Genomic DNA, 17,518 nt, shown 5'->3' on the forward strand with positions numbered 1-17,518 from the left:
CGTTTAAATGACCTTTACCGGGTGGCTAAAGGTCTGCAAATTGCCGTTGGCGGCCGCGACGTCGATATGCAGCCGCAGGTCGCCTTGTGCCGGACGGCTGACGCTGACGTCAATACGACGGGCGCGGTTATCGGCCAGCAGCGGTTGCAGTGCCTGCTCGGCATATTGCTGCGCCAGTCGGCGGTTGGTGGCCGAGTACTTGGCCCGCGCCAGCTCATGCAGGCGCGACCCCAGCTGCGGGTCAGCCCAATACTGCCCGAGCGGCGTCATTAAGCGCAGGTAGACCGCGTTATGCAGGTCAGTGGGGCGGGTGCCGGTGTAATCGCCGGTCAGGCTGTCAATCAGTGCGTCCATGGCGTCAGGGTAAGGCAGGATGCTGTAGGAGAGGAGTGACGCGGGCGTAGAGAGTAACTGGAGGAGTGGTGTGCGTCGCGACAATTAAAAATGCGGCGTAATGCGAAGGCGTTTAATTGTCGTCAGACAGGCGACGCTATCTTACCCGTTAACCGGGCCGTCGGACAGCCCGGACGGTGTCGGGTGCCTGTGGCCACTTTGCCGGATGCCGTTGATTTCCACCTCGGCACTGCGCAGGGTGCCGCCCTGGTGCTCGATATCCCCCGCAAAGCGCGCTACCGCGCCGTCGCCGCCCTCAATCGTCATACCGCCGTGGCCGCTGATAGGCCCCTCGGCCGTCAGTGCCTGTGACGTTGACAGCATTGGCTTCTCAAAGCCGGCGCGCTCTTCGGCCTCAACCTGATAGCGTTTGCATTTAACCCGGTACTCGTCGCACTCCACCTCGATAATTTTCTCGCGCCGGATGACGATTTTCGCGCCTTCGTCACTGTAGAGCGCCACCTCGCCGTTTGCCAGCCCCTGCATCCGGTAGGTGCTGTGCTCGGTGGCAATCACGATACTGTGGCGGGTACAGCCACCCACCGGTAACACCACCGCCATGGTGCCCGCCGGCGGCACCGAGGTCAGACCGTAGTGCTGGAACAGCTCCACGTCCGGCGTGCTCTCCCCGGCCAGCCCCGATACCTGTGCGGTCTGCACACCGCCGGTGGGCGTCACGCGGCGCAATACCGCGCGGTAGGCCAGCCGCAGGCCGCTCAGGGCACGGCGAATACGCTGGTCGATGTGTGCTATCAGGTCAGCCATCTATCTGCTCCCAGCTTTGCCATAGGGCTTTCGCGCCATTAACCTTGCTCACCCGCTTGCTGTTCGGCAACGCATCCGGCAGCCAGACGCCATCCTCGCGCAGCGTCAGCAGGGTCTGCAGCGGCTGGCCGCGCCCGCCACTGAAGCGTCGGTGCATCAGGTAAAAATGCCGTCAAGGCCGTGTGGCTCGCTCTTTATCCGTACCCGCTGGCCCGGTGCCCACAGCAGTCCCTCGGCGGTATGCAGTCCGCGCACCACGGCGGTGATAAGCAGGCCGTTAAGCCTGGCGTCCGCCATCAGCTTGCGCGCGCGAAAATGCACTTCCTCGTCGCTATCCGTATCGCCCACCACAACCACCAGGGGGCGGTAGAGCCGAACGCGCGTATCTTTCACCTGACTGCGGCGGTCATGGCGGCCGTCGGCCTGTGCACTGCCGTGCCCCTGGGCCAGCACCGTGACCTCGGAGTAGCGGCTGCTGATAGTGTCACTCACCGCCAGGCGCAGCAGGTTATTGCCCTGACCGTCGCGCCGCATGACCAGCGCATCGACCGGAGGGGTGCTGTAGTCCGGGCCGCCCACCATCAGGGTGCCGTCAGCGCTCACCCAGGGCCACAGCCCGCTGGTTTCCGCTGCCTTGCGTAGCGCCTCTCAAGCGGTATCACCGGGGTCAATGCTGACTTTTTTGGCAGCCAGCGGCGAGGTGGCCTGCAAGCGAATTTTGGTAACCCCCAGCGGCCGCACTATCTGGGTGACCACTTCCTGCAGACTCATGTCGCGAGCACTGAACAGCGTGGACGAGCAGTCAACCAGCACGGCGGCCGCATCGCGGCCATAGACGCTCAGCGTATGCTGCCCGCGCGCCACCTCGTGGCGCAGTTCATCCACCTGACCGGTCATGATAAGCGCGTCACCGGCACGCAGTTCGGCCCGTGCGCCCACTCTGACCTCCGGCGGCAGACGGGCCTGACTCAGTCCGACGGTGATCGCCCAGCCCGCCGCCGTGGTCAGCAGGTCAGCGTACACTTCAATGTCCAGCCAGTCATCATGGGCTACCCCGCCAATCTGCAGGGCGATGCGCTCGGTAGGGTTAACGGGCTAAGGCATACAGACGGTCTCCGGGTTGCAGCGCGTTAGGGTTGCGCAGGGTGGGATTTAATCGGGCCAGTTCGCGGCCGCGCGTGGCGTCGCCGTACCATTCAAAGGCCAGCAGATGCAGATTGCACGCCCGGGTGACCTGCCGCAAAGCGCGCGGCGGCCGGCGCACTATCAGGGTGCGGGCCTGGCTCTGCAGCTGGTAAGCCAGCTGCTGCAACGCAGCGATAAGCTGGCTGTCGTGGCGGGCGTCCGGTATGACGTCGCGAGCCTGGTGCGCCGTGCGCTGCCGGGTGTCCATCACGGTGCGCTGGGTCACGATGGCGGTGACGATTAACCCACGCACCTCCTCACACAGGCGTTCAATATCGCTGCCGGAAAGCGTCGGTGTCGCCGCTTCCGCCTGAAAGATATCCGCCGCCACGTCAACCCATTCCGCTATCGTCACCAGGCGCACGGTCTGGTTAATCAGCTCACGGTCGGCCGGCGGCATAATGCTGGCCCGGTTCAGGGTGGAGGCAAAAACGCCGTCCGGGTTAGGGGAAGCGTTCGCCGTCATCCGCCGGTCAGCAAACCCGGGCAGCCGCTCGCCCTGACTGCGCACCGCCAGCCAGTCCGACAGTCGCGTCACCTCGCTAAAATTCAACCGGTCACTGAAAGCAGATAATAGCCCTTTCAGGTCAGAAACAAACGCCGTGGGCATATCCAGGGAGTTCATCACCCCGCCCAGGGTAGTCTGTACTTCGTCGGCAAGCCGCTGCACCACATACTCCGCCGAGGCCACCAGATTACTGATGCGCGCGATGCCTTCATTGCCGCGACGGATGGCTGCCAATGCGTCCGACAGCCCGGCGGTCACGCTGTCCAACAGGCCGCCGGTGCGTGGGGTGGTGCTGACCGGCGCAAACAGGGCCTTTTCGGTGCTGGCCTCGACAAACACCAGTTCAACAGTCACCGCGTTAAGCGGCTTTACCTCGTGCTCGACGCCCGCCTCCAGCAGCTGCACGCGTGGCAGTGAGCCATACACCGGGTGGACCAGCTCACCAGGGCCGGGGCTTTTAGCGCCGCCAGGAATGCCTTGAGGCGCGTCTGGTAGCCGTTGCCCCAGAACAGCGCCGACAGTCGCAGGTTCAGCGCCTTCAGCCCATGGTCTTCCACCTCAGCGCCGTCGCGCCAGGGGTATTCATACACTACTGTATCGCGGGCCAGCACCTCGCGGGTGTAGAGGCAATCGAAGGCAATACCCCGAAATGACGCCGGCAGCAGCATATCGACACCCAGCTGCCCGGCCAGTTGATAAAGCGTATCCGCCATCAGTGTCGTCTCCCGTCACGCGCCAGCCGCGTCTCCACGGCGGTGGCAATCTCGCGCCCGTCCAGCGTGACGCTGACATTGATATCTGGAAGGGAAGGCGTTTCTTTAATCGCTGTCGCGCTGCTCCTGTCATTCTGGACGTCAGGGATCATAAAGCGGCGAATTTCAGCCTGTGCGGCCAGCGCATCCTGTTTTGTCGGTTAGCCCGCTTCAGGCGCGCCAACTCAGCCATTTCAGCAGCCTGTCCCACGGTATTTGCCGGTGTCATCGCTATCATTCCGGCTGTCACAGGATTTATCAAAGCCGCTCCACGTGCGCTTAGTAACCCCTCAGTGAGAACCCCTTTTCCAGCAGAAAGGACTTTTTTGCCGACCTGTGTGCACAATAGACCTACGCTCACCAGGCTTTTACCGGCTGAGATGACTTTGCCTCCGGATTTTTTCAAAATGGTACCGATGCCCGTCGCACCCGCCCCTTTCCCCAGCAATATATCAGCGCCGGTCTTGACGGCCGCTGCCGCCCCCAGCGCGGTAATGGCCAGTGACGCCTGGGTCGCTGCTGTGGTGAGACCAGGGAATTCCTGGGCCAGTCTGGCCCCGCTCTCGGCAATGTCGCCCAGCACGTGAGAGACAGTGGCCACGGCGTCGTTGGTGGCAAAGAGCTTTTCATTCTCCGCCTGCTGAACGCGAAACTGGCTGCCTTTACTCACCAGGCTAAAATCCAAATCGGCCGAACGCGCCCCTTCCGGCGTCTCAAACTGTTTAACCACCTCATCGGTCAGCTGTCGGAACATCGCCCGGCTGCGCTCATAGCCATAAAACGCATTGCGCGATTGCTGATTGGTCAGCAGGGTCGAGACATGGGCACCGTGACGCCCTTCAATCGCCGCTTCCAGATTGGCGCGCTTCTCCGGATCACGTGTGTTGGCGAGCTCAGCGCGCAGTTTTTTCGTTTGCGCATCGTGCCTGTCCGCCAGTTGTATCACCCGGTCCAGGGTATCGAGTGGCGTCAGGCCGGCTTTCGCATCCTGGGTCATCAGCGCCTGGATATCGACGCCCTTGCCCCGGATAAGCAGATTTTTCGCGTTGTTCTTCAGGTTGGTGGAGGACAGCTCGGCCAGTAAGTCGTTGGCGTTGGTGGCCGCCTCACCCGGCTCACCGGCAACCGAGCCGGCGGCTTCAAACAGCGCCAGGGTCTGGGCATAGCCCCGCCGGCCATGGAAGCCGGCCGACTTGGCGGCCTCGAGTGCGCGCGGCACCGCCGAGGCCAGCAGCGGCACGTCCACCAGACCGTGTTGCGCCGCCGTGGTGGCCCCGCTCAGGGCGATGCGGCTGTCGCGTTCGCTGAGATTAAAATTGACCGCCGCATTTTGCAGCAGCGCCATCTCTTTGGGCTCCGCCCCGGTGGCCGTGGCGTTTTTCATCACCTCCGGCAAATAGGAAAAGGCTTTTTCCTTCGGCAGGGAGCGCAGCATGATTTCCAGCGCTTCCATGGCCGGGGCCGGGGGTGACGCCGCCGGCGCGCGTGGCGGCGCGAATGTGCTGGTCAATGACCTTAAGGACCGTCTCGCGCACGGTCGCGTTATCATTGCGGTAGGCAAAATTGGCCAGCTTGCGCAGGTGCGCATCGTAGTCCATCTGGCGGGTAATGGGCTGGCGCAGGGTCATCGCCCCGGCAACCAGCCCGGAGCCGATGGACAGCGTCCCCTTAAGCCAGCTACGTTGCTGGCGTTCGGCCCCGGCCATCTCCTGACACAGCCGGGCAATACTCGCCTGCATCTTATCATCGGCGCGCACCTGCTCGCTGGCCGACAGGGTGCCGCTGCGCGCCAGGCGCTGATAGGCCGCCTGGGTACGCTGGATTTCCCGCTGCAGGTGACGCTCACCGCGTAGCCCCAGGGTTTCCCGCGCCTGACTCAGGCGGCGAAATTCCGCCGACAGACGGCGAATGCCCGGCGTCGCGCTGTCCTTGACGCCAAAGCGTAGCTGGGTATCAAATTCACGGGCCATGGGTTACGTCCGTTTGGCTGAGGGAGGGCGGCGGCGCAGGCTTTTGATGGTCCTGTTTTTCCGCCAGCCTTTAGGGTTTTCCAGACGCCCGATAGCGTCGAGCAGCCCGCCCAGGGCTACAGCGTCAAGGCGGCCGGCGCGGGCGGCGCTGATGCCGTACTGTCCGAGTCGGACAAGGGCGAAACGGTAGTCGCGCAGGCGGGCTTCAGCGCGCTGAGCTTTTTTTTCGCCTCAAGCTGGGCGGCATGCAGCACGGCATAATATTCCGGCACCAGTGTGTCGCACAAAAGCGAATAGGTCATGTCTTCCGGTGCCAGGGTGCCCAGCCGGGTCAGGTAGCGGGCCAGAATACCCACCGCGGTGCCGGATTCGGGAATACCGGCCTCGATAACGGCGATTTCATCGCCCACGGTGGCCAGGCGGACCGTCACCTCACGGTGCAGTACGCCGTCGTGGTAAATGCCCACCGGCAGGGTGGTGCTATGGGTAAATGCCATGGGTTACTCCTCAACCTTGTTCAGTGCAAAGGCGCTAATGGTGATACGGGCCTCATTGTCAACGGTATACTGTTCGCCCACCTCGGTAACAAACACATCCTGATAGGTGATGCGCTTGCCGCCGGTCAGCGGGTATTGCGTCAGTTTTGCGCCCGAAATTTTTCCCAGTGCAGGGTCTTGTCGACCGGCACCACGGCGGTGATGGACAGCTCCCAGGTAGCAATCCCCTGGGTGTAGCCTTTGGCGCGCCAGGTGGAGTTCATGGTCTTGACCAGCTGCTTGCCGGTGTTCTCGCGCGGACTAAACTCCGTCACCTCAACATCGGTGCTGTTGACCTCCAGCACCACCGCGCCGGTGTATTCCAGTGCCATACAGGCCCCCTTTACAAAAGATAAATGGTGGCGGCAAACACATGCAGCCCGCGCACCACCGCCGCCGGGATAATGGCATCGGCGCGGCTGTCGTCCTGCTGACTGCGTGTGACCTTCAGCTGGTCCTTGTGCGCGTCCACATTTTCAACGATTTCCAGCTGCTCCAGGGCATAGAGCACATCGAGCAGCTCGGAGCGGATGCGCTGCAGGCGGATAGCGTTGAGCTTTTCGCGCGGGAAGCGCTGGGTGATACGGGCACGGCAGGCCAGGCGCACATAGTCCAGCGAGCGCAATATCGTGATATCCATTAACGAACGGTCGGTCACGCCCATGCTGTTTTTCACAGATGTACTCACTGCCCGCACAATCTGCACCTGACTGCCGTTCACTTCAAACGGCGTCAGGCCGTTGGCCAGCGCGTTTTCCTGCTCGCTGCGCCCGGGCCATTGGTCCTGCGGCGTGATATCCGCGCCGGGTAACGCCAGGGTATTGAGCGGGCGCGCCGGGTCGGACTCGCTGGCGATAATGGCGGCATATATCGCTGCCAGCTCGCCGCCCGGCAGCATTGAGCCGGGGTACCAGCCTATCGTGATGCGCGCCGCGTTGACGTCTGTCGTGAGCGTGGTGCCCCCTGCCAGCGTACCGTTCCAGCCGACCACCCCCAGTGCGCCACGCTGCTCCAGCGGCCAGGACACCTTGTCCAGCCAGGTGGCAAGGGTGGTAAGCGCGGTTTTGCTGGCGTACGGCGACATCACCAGGGTATGCCCGGCGCTGAATATCGCCGCCAGCGCCGCATCCAGTGCGTGGTCACCCTCACCGCCGCGCATCGGCGTCAGTGTAGCGGTGATACCCGGCGCGCTGAGTGTGACGGCCACGCCAATCTGGTTACCGCAAGCGCCTTTGTTGCGTGCCGTCAGCACCAGCTGCTTGCCGGGGCTTTTACCGCCGGATGACGGCGGCGGGATATCCGCCATCGCCGCCGTCACCGGTAGCGCGTCCAGGGTGTTGATGGCCTCGACCAGGCTCACCATCAGCGCCCCGGTGCTATCGCCACTGGCGACAGCAATGGCGACGGTTTCGCCGCAGACGCCAAGGCGCACCTGCCCGGTGCCGCTGGCGCTTCCCTTGAGTACCAGCGTGCCGGTGGCCGCCACGCCGGCCTCGCTGTCCGGTATCCCCACCACCGCCAGCTGCAGGGTGTCATTGACGCGGATGGCGGCCCGCTCCATGCGGTGCGCCTGGGAGCCGCGGCCAAACAGGCTGGCGGCGGCCTCATCGCTGAACACATTGACCGGCGTCAGCGTATCGGTGTCCGGCGTGGTGGGTGGTGCGCTGGGCTAGAATGACCAGCTTCTGGTCGTTGGTGGCCAGCGCCCGTGACGCCAGCGTGGTGTTAAACCCGAAGTAATAGCCGGGTTTATAGGTTGGCGTCGGTATCACGGCATCAATGCTCATGTGTCCCCCTTGCTATCACGTCAATTATGGTCTTTTGTCCTCATGGTCACCAGATCCTGCGCAACAACCGCTGGCTGGCCATCCAGGTGATACGCCAGCCCGGTGCGCTCATGCATCGGCCACGGCGTATCGAGTCGCCCCTGATAGTCAGCAAACAGCCGGTCAGGATCATTGTCGCCTTCCGGCGCGGGTCAGCGGCCGTTATCCAGCGCCTCTTCAACCCAGACCGTGTCGAACTCGCAAGAATAGGCCGCCAGGGCATCACTGTTCAGGCGGGTGCTGAACAGCGAACGCACCCGGCCCGGCAGCAGGGGCTCGACAGGCAGCCCCATATCCTGCCGGCTCATTAAACGTCGCACGGCGCGAATCAGCCGGTTACAGCCCACTTCATCGCGGGCCGGGCCGCCCTTGCGCTGGGCGGCTTCCTCACGCACCGAATAGGCCGCCAGCAGCACCGAGAAACGCCCGGTGGTGTAAAACCGCTGTTTATGGGTACTGACCGGGTGGGTCTGCTGCACGCCGACAAAGGCCTCCCAGCAGGCGGGCAGCACGCGGGCGATAGCCACCACCTCCTCCAGCTCGCCACCATAGCTGCCGACGCTAGACACCATGCGACCCAGCCCGTCTTTAAGCCGCGCCATCATGGCGTTTTCAATTTCGCTTATCATTAAAATCCCCCTCCGCCGGTCTGGTTGCGGCCCCAGATGCGGCGACCGGAAAAGAACGCCGCCCCGGCATTGCCCTGCAGCGTGCCACCGTTCTGGGTGGTGGCCAGCGTAACCCGCCCATTGGCGACGTTTTCCAGATAGCGGATGGCGTCGCGGTAGCGGTCACGGATTTCGTCGGTGCAGACCCGCTCGGTGCCGGTGAGGCGATAGCGGGCAATATCGCAGGCGATGCCGCGCAGGTTGGAGGGCACCACCGGCAGCGGCAGGGTATAGCGCCCGCCGATATAGCCGTTAATCTCATCGACTGCCGCCTGCAACCCGCCGGCCAGCACGGCAGCGTCAATCTCGCCGGTGTTGTCGCGGTCGGTCAGGGTGCGCACCTCCCGCTCGCCGAAGCGCAACACCATGTCCTCAAGGCTGGCGTACACGCTTATTTACCCGTTGAGCCGTAGGCCATCTGCCAGAAGCCAAACCCGGCCTGGCCGCGCGCCTCTGCGCCAAACTTGAACTGCTTGCGCATAAACACGTCCGGGCTGTTGATATCGGTCATGGCGACAAACAGCGGGGCCTGGCGCTGCTGGAAAATCAGCGGCTTGAGCGGGCGGCTGGTATCCATCAGGAACCAGGCGCTGTCTGAGGTCAGCCAGGGCACGACCAGCACCTCGGCGGTGCCTTTGTAGATATTGGCCTTGCCATCATCGAGACGCTCGGCGGTGATAAGGGTACGCGCCACATCGTCCAGCGCCGGCGGCACGACCAGCAGGTTGGGCATGATATTCAGCGGCCGTCCCTCTTCGTCCTTCATCTGGCGCAGCTGCTTGCGCGCTTCACCGTAGGAGGCCTGCGCCTCGGCCAGTGACGCCGCCGATAACGGCTTTTTGCCGAGATTGGAGTAGCTGGTTTTGCCCATACTGTGCGTGTCGCTGAAAAACGGCTGGCCGTCATAGCCTTTTTCGCTAAAGCCTTTATTGAGCAGCTCAAACACCATCTCGTCCGGCCACTGTTTGGCGGCAAAGCCCGCATCCTGCGCTTGGGGCTGGTAAACACCCAGCTGGTCATCCTGGATATCGTTGCGATCGACTTCCACCGTGGCCTCATAATTGACCAGGGTATAGGTTGACGCTGCTAGTGCCTTGACCTGCTTGTCGCCTATCCATTTGCGCATCCGTGGGAAGCGGCTTAACCAGGCGTAAGTGTTCTCCTTGCCGGTGGACGGCACCAGGGTGGCCACCTTGTCCCACTGGGTGGGTGCGGCGTCAAACGCCTGGTTAAAGGTGAGTTTAATGTTGCAGAAAATCACCCTTAAATTTGCAGCATTCACTAACATGTGCAGTGTCTCCTTATTCGACCCAGACGCCCGCCGCGTCAAGCATAATGATGGTGCCTGCGGCTGACCGGCTGGCGGGTTTCCCGGGCTTGCCTTCCTGCGCGGGCGTACCGCAGTCGCTGGCAGAGACCGTCTGGTTATCCACCACATAGGCCGGCTTGCCGACATGCGCCTGCTTCACCGAGCCGTCGTTCTCCCACAAAAACGCCTTGTGGCGGCGCACCAGAATGTGCTGGTCGCCGTTGCCGCCCTGGCGGTTATCGATAGCCTCATCAGCCCGCCCGGCATACACCAGGGTTTCACCGCCCTGTCCGTTGACGGCATAGCCGTCCTTAAGGCAGACGATAACGCCGGCCGGGATATTTTCTTTCGCCGCCACCGGATAGGGCGTCAGCTCGCCGTCCCGGTACGGGGTATTGCGGTCTTGCGTGGTGGCGGTCATGATGGCTGCCCCTCCTCTTTCATCATGGTGGCAATGGTCTCGGCGCTGTGGCCAAAGGCGTGACAGGCAGCCAGCGCCGGTGCATCCAGTGCGCCCAGGGGCGATGGCCGCGCCTCGATACCCTGCGGCGCGTTGCCGCCGGTCTGCAGCCCGGACAGCGCGGCAATCGGCTGACGGGTGGCCAGGTGCTCACGCAGCAGTGCCACGTCTTTTTCACCCAGCCGCCGCGCCCAGTCCTCATCCGCCCCCTTGAGCACGCGGCCATCATTGAGGGCCGCGGTCAGCAGGGTAGTGACTTCGTTGCCGCTCAGCTGACGACCGAGTGCCGCCACCTGCTCGCGCAGCTCATTGACCACGCTCACCGGGGCATAGGCCGCCGGATCGGGTGGTGTGCTGGTCTGCTGTGACAGCGCGGCAATCTGGTTATCCTTCTCGCCAAGCAGCGACAGCAGATTGATGCGGGCGGCCGCCGTCCCTTGTCCGCCCGACAGGCGATCAGTGAGTTTTTTAGCTCAACCGTCACCTCGTCAGCCGTGGCCGACAGCGGCAGATTCAGCATCCAGCGCAGTTGTTCTAACAGTTCATCCACGTTATTTTCTCCCGTGAGTTGTTGTGACGCCGCCGCCAGCAGCGCCGCCATACCGTCAAGCGCCGGCACGTTGGTCAGCGCGGCATTCACCAGGCAGGTCACATTGCCCTGCCTGTCGTACTGAAACAGTGGGGAGACAAAACGGTACTCCCCGGCGGCAATCAGGGCGCGGGCGCGCTCGGTCCATTCGACATCGACTGCAAACAGCCCCTGGCCCTCGACCCATTCCAGCTGCGAATACCAGCCGGCAGCCGGGGCCGGCTGGCCGTTCTCCCGGGCATGGATAGCCTGGTGCTCATAGTCAAAGCAGTACGGGGTCTGGCGCGCCTGGGCGGCGTCAATTAAACGCTGGGCCTGGGGGGCCTCCAGCCGCCAGTGCGCCACGTCGGTGGGGCGCGTATCCTGCGAGCGAAAGGTGCCGGCCGGAAACAGCTGGACACGGGTGCCGGCGCTCTCCAGCGCCACGGTCAGTGCGGCAAGGCGGACGGTGTTGTTCACGCGGTGGCGGTCCCAGAAAGTGTCTTCATGGAAAACAGCCTAACCGGCGCGTCGGGTATCTCGTCGTGACGGGGGTGTAGAGGGTAATGGTGAGAGGAGAACATCGTAATAACGGGCTGCCGTCAGACTACACCGCTGACGCGTGTGGCGATATCCCGTTTAAATCGCGCCAGAATCGCTTAACGCGGTTTCACCCGCATCATCGCCTGCCTGACTATCAAAAAACGCGCCACGGCCTTTACAGGGCGTCACTCGTCCAGCGCACGCTGAAGGTAATCATTGACGGTGTGCGCCAGGGCCTGATAATCCTGGTCGGTCAAACTGAGAAAAGGCCGCGCCGGTATCGTCGAGCCGGGGTGATTGACGTTTTTTACTACCCGACCGTTAAAAGCCAGCGCTTTCTTATAGCGTGGGCGAATGACATGGGGCCGGGTAGTGCCGCCCTGCTGGTGAATACGCGCGTACACCACATTGGTTCCGACCACGGCCTGGTCGTTATCGGCGTCGCTGTCAATGGAGGCGGCCAACCGCCCCGACTGCTGCAGGATTTTGCCGACGCGGTCAATGGGCATCCAGCGCTTGCGGCCTTCCTGCTCGAAATTCTCCATTACCGCGTCATACAGATCTTCACTGAGGGCGCGCATTAACGGCTGGCGATGGCTCAAGGACTGCGCCAAGCGCTCAAGGGCCTGACGCAGCGTATCGGGCACGGTGATCGTCACATCTATCATGGTGATACCTCTTCTGACGGCCTGGGTCAGTGTTACTTTGGCAGGGTGGGCCAGATTTCAATTGGTAGTGACACATGCGAATCAGTGATCGGGGGAAACCAGAATCGCTGGTCGGGCGACCGGAATCAGTGATCGGATGAAATCGGAATCGTTGTATCCGTCACGGTATCGGTTAATACGGTTGGGGTATGCATCAGAAGCACGCCGCGCGCACTCAACGCCTGCACAGCGAAATTGTCGTAACCCACGGAGATTGTCGAGGCGACTTTTAGCGCCGGCATACGCTCAAGCAGAGCCTCATCGACCTTCCCACCGGCGCCGATAAGACCCACCGCTTTCGTCAGGGCCTGCGCATGTTGCTGCAGATTGTCGTCGGTAAGCCCGTCAAACGCCGTTACGCTGAAATGGTCGTCCAAACGTCGGCGTAAATCTTCCGGGATGGCTTTATACAAAATCACAGCAGGCTTCATCGAAATCTCCATTAATCATTGATTACTAGGTTCATTATTAATGAGCATACCACTTTTTACCGCGGGTAACAGGCGTGCGGGCGGGTTGTCGGGCCGGTGGGGCCAGCGCGGGCGTCGGCGTTAAAGGGATAGCGGTTCCGGTCTGGCGGTTATGATGAGGGCGCGGGGGCGGCGTGCATTATACCATCGGCATACCAGTGCAGTTGAAGGATGAGATGGCCGGTTTCGTCGTTGAACCGCTGTGCGATAGGGAAGAAGCCGCGATGATGATAAAACCGGCAGGCGTTGCGGTTCAGCCGGTAGACTTCCATCGTCAGCGCGGGATAAGCCTGCTGCGCCACGGTCATCAGCGCCAACCCTACGCCGCGGTGCTGATAGGCCGGCGCCACGAACAGCGCCCCCACCACCTTACCGCGTAACACGCTGATAAAGCCGGCGAGTGAGGCGTCCTGTTCCGCCACCCAGGTCCGGGCGGCGGGCAGATACTCGTCGCGTACCGACGGCAAGCTCTCCAGCCAATAGGCAGGCGAAATGAAAGGATGCGCGCGGGTGGTGCTCTCAAGCCGCAGCGCGAGCACCGTCGGCGAATCCTCATGGCGCAGCGGGGATCACCATGGGACCTCCGCTTGCGTGACCTGTCGCCGGTGGGCGATGTCACGGTGCCAGTGAGGTTGCATAGGCCTTCCTGCCGTTCGGCGATTAAGCGCGACGCTGACTGTTCTGGTTAAATCTGCGGCGCGCATTCGCAGTTGTTACCGGATCCGGGCTGTATATCTTAACGCCAGAGGGTATACTGGCGCCTTCTCATTACATCCACTTGCAACGCGTGCGAATTCAACATGCAAAAGTTTGATCCCAAGACCTTTCAGGGCCTGATCCTGACGCTCCAGGATTACTGGGCGCGTCAGGGCTGTACTATCATCCAGCCGCTGGATATGGAAGTCGGCGCGGGGACCTCCCATCCCATGACCTGTCTGCGGGCGCTTGGCCCGGAGCCCATCGCCGCCGCTTACGTGCAGCCTTCACGCCGTCCGACGGATGGCCGCTACGGTGAAAACCCCAACCGGCTGCAGCATTACTACCAGTTCCAGGTCATCATCAAACCTTCGCCGGAGAATATCCAGGAATTATATCTCGGTTCGCTGAGGGAAGTTGGCCTGGATCCCACTATTCACGATATTCGTTTCGTGGAGGACAACTGGGAAAACCAGACACTGGGTGCCTGGGGGTTGGGCTGGGAAGTCTGGCTGAACGGTATGGAAGTGACGCAATTCACCTATTTTCAGCAGGTGGGTGGGATGGAATGCCGGCCGGTCACGGGGGAAATCACCTACGGGCTTGAGCGTTTGGCAATGTATTTGCAGGGCGTCGACAGCGTTTATGATTTGGTATGGAGCGATGGGCCGCTGGGCCGTACCACCTATGGCGACGTGTTCCACCAAAACGAAGTTGAGCAATCCACCTACAATTTCGAGTATGCCGATGTGGATTTTCTGTTCACCTGCTTTGAACAGTATGAAAAAGAGGCACAAAGCCTGCTGGCCCTGGAAAAACCGCTGCCGCTTCCGGCCTATGAGCGCATTCTGAAGGCGGCGCACAGCTTCAATTTGCTCGATGCCCGCAAAGCCATTTCGGTGACGGAGCGCCAGCGCTATATCCTGCGGATCCGCACGTTGACTAAGGCCGTGGCGGAAGCCTACTACGCTTCACGCGAAGCGCTGGGTTTCCCGATGTGCAAGAAGAATGAGAACTAAGAGGCAGCCATGACGCAACACACTTTTCTGGTGGAAATCGGCACGGAAGAGCTGCCGCCAAAGGCGCTGCGCGCTTTGGCTGAAGCCTTTGCCACCCACATCAGCGGCGAACTTGATGCAGCCAACGTCCACCACGGCGAAGTCAGCTGGTTTGCCGCGCCGCGCCGGCTGGCGGTCAAGGTCGCCGCGCTCGGCGGCGCACAGGCCGACAGCGACGTTGAGAAGCGCGGTCCCGCCATCGCACAGGCGTTTGACGCCGACGGCAATCCCACTAAAGCAGCCGAAGGCTGGGCGCGCGGCTGCGGCATTACGGTCAGCCAGGCCGAACGTCTCGTGACCGATAAAGGGGAATGGCTGGTCTATCGCGCCCGCGTGAAGGGGCAGCCGGTGCAAGAGCTGCTGTGCGCTATGGTCATCCGAGCGCTGGGCAAACTGCCGATCCCGAAAATGATGCGCTGGGGCGACAGTGAAACCCAGTTCATCCGCCCGGTCCATACCGTGACGCTGCTGCTGGATGACGGCGTCATTGCGGGCAATGTGCTCGGCATTGATGCCGATCGTATCGTGCGCGGTCATCGTTTTATGGGCGAGCGGGAAATCAGCCTGGAGCACGCCGACCAGTATCCGCAAGTGCTGTTGGATCGCGGCCGGGTAATGGCGAACTATCTGCAGCGTAAAGAGACCATTCGCAAAGATGCGGAAGCGGCGGCCAAACGGTTAGGCGGCGTGGCCGATCTGAGCGACAGCCTGCTGGAAGAGGTTACCTCGCTGGTGGAAGGGCCGGTGGTGCTCACCGCCCGCTTTGAAGAGAAGTTTCTGGCGGTGCCGGCGGAGGCGCTGGTCTACACCATGAAAGGCGACCAGAAATATTTCCCGGTTTACGATGCCGCGGGCAACCTGCTGCCGCACTTTATTTTCGTGGCGAATATCGAGTCGAAAGACCCCCAGCAGATCATCGACGGCAATGAAAAGGTGGTGCGTCCACGCCTGGCTGATGCGGAGTTCTTCTTTAACACCGACCGCAAACAGCGGCTGGAAGATCGTCTGCCACGGCTAGATAAGGTGCTGTTTCAAAAACAGCTCGGCACGCTGCGCGACAAAAGCGACCGGATCGAAGCTCTGGCGGCCTGGATCGCCGGGCGGATTGGTGCGGATGTGCCCCAGGCCGCGCGCGCCGGGCTATTGTCCAAATGCGACCTGATGACCAATATGGTGTTTGAATTTACCGACACCCAAGGCGTGATGGGGATGCATTACGCCCGCCACGACGGCGAGCCGGAAGCGGTGGCGCTGGCACAAAAAGAGCAGTATCAGCCGCGATTTGCCGGCGATGCGCTGCCCACGACGCTGGTGTCCTGCGCGGTGGCCATTGCCGACAAAATGGATACCCTGGCCGGCATTTTCGGCATCGGCCAGCATCCTAAAGGGGATAAAGATCCTTTCGCCCTGCGCCGTGCCGCGCTCGGCGTGCTGCGCATTATTGTGGAAAAACGGCTGCCGCTCGACCTGCAGACGCTGACGGAAGAGGCGGTGCGCCTCTACGGCGAGAAGTTGACCAATGACGCCGTGGTGAATGATGTCATCGATTTTATGCTCGGCCGTTTCCGCGCCTGGTATCAAGAGCAGGGGCACAGCGTCGATACTATTCAGGCGGTACTGGCGCGTCGGCCGACCCGGCCGGCGGATTTCGACGCCCGGGTACGCGCGGTGAGCTATTTCCGCACCTTGGAGGAAGCCATGTCCCTGGCGGCGGCCAATAAGCGGGTATCTAACATACTGGCCAAAGCTGACGATCCGGTCCACGAGGACTTGCAGGCCTCGGTGCTTAAGGATCCGGCGGAAATCACGCTGGCGACCCATTTAGTGGTGTTGCGCGAAAAACTGCAGCCGTTATTCGAGGCCGGTCGCTATCAGGATGCGCTGGTTGAACTGGCGGCGCTGCGTGAGCCGGTGGGCGCTTTCTTTGATAGCGTTATGGTGATGGCGGACGACCCTCAGGTGCGGAGTAACCGACTGACGCTGCTCGCGCAGCTGCGCACGCTGTTTTTGCAGGTCGCGGATATTTCGCTGCTGCAATAGGTCGCACGCTGGCCGCCGGAACGTCGCCGTCTGTCGGGCGCCGCGCCGGTGGTGTTTGCCTGTCGTGAAACTGCACTATTATTGTTAATGCGTCAGGGAAGGCGAAGTGAACACCTAAACCGGGAAAATAAGTCCTTCATTTACAGGAGTAAAGGTTATGACCTTAAGGGAGCGCATGGGCCTCTACCGGCCACTGCTGGCAATGCTTGTCGTATTGCTGGGCGTCTTTCAGATGACCGGCTGCGGCGATAAAGAGCCGGAACAGCGCCAAGCCTTTATGCAATTTCTGCAAAACACGATTTTGCCCGGCGGAGAACGGATCCCCACCCTGAGCGCGGCGCAAAAGGAGCAGTTTGGCCCGTACGCTAATGATTACCAGGTTTTGCAAACCTTCAGCGATAAATTCCTTAGCTCGGTCAACGGTTCGCTGGTACCGATGCTAGATGAAATCAGCCAAATCCGTGTGCCGCAGGATTACGTGTCCCATCGGCAGAACCTCGCACAGGCGGCAGGCGCGCTGAATATGCTGGCGCCCGATCTGGCGCGCGCCAGGAAACAGGCGGACGATGCCCGTGCCGCGCTTAAGCAGCCGGAGGATCTGCAGAAGGTTTACGCGCAGGCGTACGACAAGCTGGTGACCTGGCCGGTGCAGAAAGTCACGCCGGTCATTGGCGCTGCATCTTCCCTGGCGGAACAGCTGGTTCACGTGGGGGAATTTCTCGCCATGCAGACGGCGCAAGGTCAGCCGAGCTATGATGGCGGGTCGGTGAGCTTCCCCACGCAGCTGCAGGTGACGCAGTATAATGAGCTCATGACCGGGCTGCAAAATCAGCACCAGCAGTTGCTGCAGGCGCAAAGCGGCGCAGGCGCGCTGTTGCCTTGACGATATCGCTGGGGGCAATTACCCCCTCGCCGCTAGCGGCGTGACTTTGAAAGGCCGGCGCACGGCTGGCCTGATAGCCGCCCCGGTGGCCTGAGTTAGGCGCTCCCGGCGACAGCAAGGTGCCTTCGTTGGCCGGTAAATGGCCGTGCTGATAGCGCCCGGGGTGGCGTAGCGCTGACAC

Annotated in this window: 21 protein-coding genes and 2 pseudogenes; 3 read left to right on the forward strand and 20 right to left on the reverse strand. The window is 62.0% G+C overall.

The window, feature by feature from the left end; genetic code table 11:
- Nucleotides 1-3 precede the first annotated feature (3 nt).
- The 20 genes and pseudogenes from JZM24_RS02795 to JZM24_RS02875 all read right to left on the reverse strand — a co-directional run bounded on the left by JZM24_RS02795 (nt 4) and on the right by JZM24_RS02875 (nt 13,223).
- Nucleotides 4-354, reverse strand: coding sequence for a phage GP46 family protein (locus JZM24_RS02795; protein ID WP_215668489.1), 351 nt, complete (start codon nt 352-354; stop codon nt 4-6).
- 141 nt (nt 355-495) lie between these two features.
- The gene (locus tag JZM24_RS02800; protein WP_215668490.1) at nt 496-1,158 is read right to left on the reverse strand and encodes a phage baseplate assembly protein V; all 663 of its coding nucleotides are present in this window, start codon (nt 1,156-1,158) and stop codon (nt 496-498) included.
- A pseudogene (locus JZM24_RS18280) lies at nt 1,151-1,740 on the reverse strand (hypothetical protein). Before JZM24_RS18280 ends, JZM24_RS02800 begins: the two are co-directional and overlap by 8 nt.
- 66 nt (nt 1,741-1,806) lie before the next feature.
- Nucleotides 1,807-2,181 (reverse strand): phage baseplate assembly protein, encoded by a 375-nt coding sequence (locus tag JZM24_RS18285; RefSeq protein WP_246579855.1) that lies wholly within the window; start codon nt 2,179-2,181, stop codon nt 1,807-1,809.
- Nucleotides 2,182-2,245: 64 nt separating this feature from the next.
- Nucleotides 2,246-3,277: a DNA circulation protein gene (locus JZM24_RS02810; protein WP_246579856.1), complete on the reverse strand. Its 1,032-nt coding sequence runs from the start codon at nt 3,275-3,277 to the stop codon at nt 2,246-2,248.
- Nucleotides 3,220-3,564, reverse strand: coding sequence for a DNA circularization N-terminal domain-containing protein (locus tag JZM24_RS18290; protein WP_246579857.1), 345 nt, complete (start codon nt 3,562-3,564; stop codon nt 3,220-3,222). Before JZM24_RS18290 ends, JZM24_RS02810 begins: the two co-directional genes overlap by 58 nt.
- Nucleotides 3,565-3,712: 148 nt before the next feature.
- Nucleotides 3,713-5,056, reverse strand: a complete 1,344-nt coding sequence (locus JZM24_RS02815) for a phage tail tape measure protein (RefSeq protein WP_215668491.1) — start codon at nt 5,054-5,056, stop codon at nt 3,713-3,715.
- A 633-nt stretch (nt 5,057-5,689) separates the two neighbouring features.
- Nucleotides 5,690-6,070 carry a hypothetical protein gene (locus JZM24_RS02820; RefSeq protein WP_215668492.1) on the reverse strand — a complete coding sequence of 127 codons (381 nt, stop codon included), beginning with the start codon at nt 6,068-6,070 and terminating at the stop codon, nt 5,690-5,692.
- 140 nt (nt 6,071-6,210) lie between these two features.
- Complete coding sequence (locus JZM24_RS18295; RefSeq protein WP_246579858.1) at nt 6,211-6,441, reverse strand: hypothetical protein; 231 nt, start codon at nt 6,439-6,441, stop codon at nt 6,211-6,213.
- An 11-nt stretch (nt 6,442-6,452) separates the two neighbouring features.
- Entirely contained in the window at nt 6,453-7,727 is a 1,275-nt protein-coding gene (locus tag JZM24_RS02830) for a phage tail sheath subtilisin-like domain-containing protein (RefSeq protein WP_312884890.1), read from the reverse strand.
- Complete coding sequence (locus JZM24_RS18300; RefSeq protein WP_246579859.1) at nt 7,714-7,896, reverse strand: hypothetical protein; 183 nt, start codon at nt 7,894-7,896, stop codon at nt 7,714-7,716. Before JZM24_RS18300 ends, JZM24_RS02830 begins: the two co-directional genes overlap by 14 nt.
- A gap of 191 nt (nt 7,897-8,087) precedes the next feature.
- Nucleotides 8,088-8,564 carry a phage protein Gp37 gene (locus JZM24_RS02835; RefSeq protein WP_215668493.1) on the reverse strand — a complete coding sequence of 159 codons (477 nt, stop codon included), beginning with the start codon at nt 8,562-8,564 and terminating at the stop codon, nt 8,088-8,090.
- A complete protein-coding gene (locus tag JZM24_RS02840) occupies nt 8,564-8,992 on the reverse strand; it encodes a gp436 family protein (protein WP_215668494.1) in 429 nt (142 codons plus the stop codon). Before JZM24_RS02840 ends, JZM24_RS02835 begins: the two co-directional genes overlap by 1 nt.
- A gap of 2 nt (nt 8,993-8,994) precedes the next feature.
- The gene (locus tag JZM24_RS02845; protein ID WP_215668495.1) at nt 8,995-9,891 is read right to left on the reverse strand and encodes a Mu-like prophage major head subunit gpT family protein; all 897 of its coding nucleotides are present in this window, start codon (nt 9,889-9,891) and stop codon (nt 8,995-8,997) included.
- Between the two features lie 13 nt (nt 9,892-9,904).
- Nucleotides 9,905-10,333, reverse strand: coding sequence for a hypothetical protein (locus JZM24_RS02850; protein ID WP_215668496.1), 429 nt, complete (start codon nt 10,331-10,333; stop codon nt 9,905-9,907).
- Nucleotides 10,330-10,695 carry a phage protease gene (locus JZM24_RS19080; protein ID WP_215668497.1) on the reverse strand — a complete coding sequence of 122 codons (366 nt, stop codon included), beginning with the start codon at nt 10,693-10,695 and terminating at the stop codon, nt 10,330-10,332. The genes JZM24_RS02850 and JZM24_RS19080 overlap by 4 nt, the downstream gene beginning before the upstream one ends.
- Nucleotides 10,692-11,420 (reverse strand): phage protease, encoded by a 729-nt coding sequence (locus JZM24_RS19085; protein WP_215668498.1) that lies wholly within the window; start codon nt 11,418-11,420, stop codon nt 10,692-10,694. Before JZM24_RS19085 ends, JZM24_RS19080 begins: the two co-directional genes overlap by 4 nt.
- 248 nt (nt 11,421-11,668) lie before the next feature.
- Entirely contained in the window at nt 11,669-12,151 is a 483-nt protein-coding gene (locus tag JZM24_RS02865; protein WP_215668499.1) for a phage virion morphogenesis protein, read from the reverse strand.
- A 140-nt stretch (nt 12,152-12,291) separates the two neighbouring features.
- Nucleotides 12,292-12,621: pseudogene (locus JZM24_RS02870) on the reverse strand (bifunctional glyoxylate/hydroxypyruvate reductase B); the annotation flags it as partial.
- A 149-nt stretch (nt 12,622-12,770) separates the two neighbouring features.
- Entirely contained in the window at nt 12,771-13,223 is a 453-nt protein-coding gene (locus tag JZM24_RS02875; RefSeq protein WP_215669979.1) for an N-acetyltransferase, read from the reverse strand.
- Nucleotides 13,224-13,460: 237 nt separating this feature from the next.
- Here JZM24_RS02875 and glyQ point away from each other — a divergent pair, with 237 nt between their 5' ends.
- The 3 genes from glyQ (at nt 13,461) to JZM24_RS02890 (ending at nt 17,337) form a co-directional block, all read left to right on the forward strand.
- On the forward strand, nt 13,461-14,375 hold the full coding sequence (gene glyQ / locus JZM24_RS02880) for a glycine--tRNA ligase subunit alpha (RefSeq protein WP_215668500.1): 915 nt from the start codon (nt 13,461-13,463) through the stop codon (nt 14,373-14,375).
- A gap of 9 nt (nt 14,376-14,384) precedes the next feature.
- Nucleotides 14,385-16,454 (forward strand): glycine--tRNA ligase subunit beta, encoded by a 2,070-nt coding sequence (gene glyS, locus JZM24_RS02885; protein ID WP_215668501.1) that lies wholly within the window; start codon nt 14,385-14,387, stop codon nt 16,452-16,454.
- A 157-nt stretch (nt 16,455-16,611) separates the two neighbouring features.
- The gene (locus JZM24_RS02890) at nt 16,612-17,337 is read left to right on the forward strand and encodes a DUF3053 domain-containing protein (RefSeq protein ID WP_215668502.1); all 726 of its coding nucleotides are present in this window, start codon (nt 16,612-16,614) and stop codon (nt 17,335-17,337) included.
- Nucleotides 17,338-17,518 lie beyond the last annotated feature (181 nt).

The sequence above is a fragment of the Candidatus Sodalis endolongispinus genome, from assembly GCF_018777395.1.
GTDB classification, from domain to species: Bacteria; Pseudomonadota; Gammaproteobacteria; order Enterobacterales; family Enterobacteriaceae; genus Sodalis_B; species Sodalis_B endolongispinus.

Coding starts and splice junctions, on each gene's coding strand:
- JZM24_RS02795 (WP_215668489.1), bottom strand. CDS start 354: ATGGACGCACTGATTGACAGCCTGACCGGCGATTACACCGGCACCCGC.
- JZM24_RS02850 (WP_215668496.1), bottom strand. CDS start 10,333: ATGACCGCCACCACGCAAGACCGCAATACCCCGTACCGGGACGGCGAG.
- JZM24_RS02835 (WP_215668493.1), bottom strand. CDS start 8,564: ATGATAAGCGAAATTGAAAACGCCATGATGGCGCGGCTTAAAGACGGG.
- JZM24_RS18300 (WP_246579859.1), bottom strand. CDS start 7,896: ATGAGCATTGATGCCGTGATACCGACGCCAACCTATAAACCCGGCTAT.
- JZM24_RS02800 (WP_215668490.1), bottom strand. CDS start 1,158: ATGGCTGACCTGATAGCACACATCGACCAGCGTATTCGCCGTGCCCTG.
- JZM24_RS02820 (WP_215668492.1), bottom strand. CDS start 6,070: ATGGCATTTACCCATAGCACCACCCTGCCGGTGGGCATTTACCACGAC.
- JZM24_RS18290 (WP_246579857.1), bottom strand. CDS start 3,564: ATGGCGGATACGCTTTATCAACTGGCCGGGCAGCTGGGTGTCGATATG.
- JZM24_RS18295 (WP_246579858.1), bottom strand. CDS start 6,441: ATGGCACTGGAATACACCGGCGCGGTGGTGCTGGAGGTCAACAGCACC.
- JZM24_RS02815 (WP_215668491.1), bottom strand. CDS start 5,056: ATGGAAGCGCTGGAAATCATGCTGCGCTCCCTGCCGAAGGAAAAAGCC.
- glyQ (WP_215668500.1), top strand. CDS start 13,461: ATGCAAAAGTTTGATCCCAAGACCTTTCAGGGCCTGATCCTGACGCTC.
- JZM24_RS02890 (WP_215668502.1), top strand. CDS start 16,612: ATGACCTTAAGGGAGCGCATGGGCCTCTACCGGCCACTGCTGGCAATG.
- glyS (WP_215668501.1), top strand. CDS start 14,385: ATGACGCAACACACTTTTCTGGTGGAAATCGGCACGGAAGAGCTGCCG.
- JZM24_RS02865 (WP_215668499.1), bottom strand. CDS start 12,151: ATGATAGATGTGACGATCACCGTGCCCGATACGCTGCGTCAGGCCCTT.
- JZM24_RS02845 (WP_215668495.1), bottom strand. CDS start 9,891: ATGTTAGTGAATGCTGCAAATTTAAGGGTGATTTTCTGCAACATTAAA.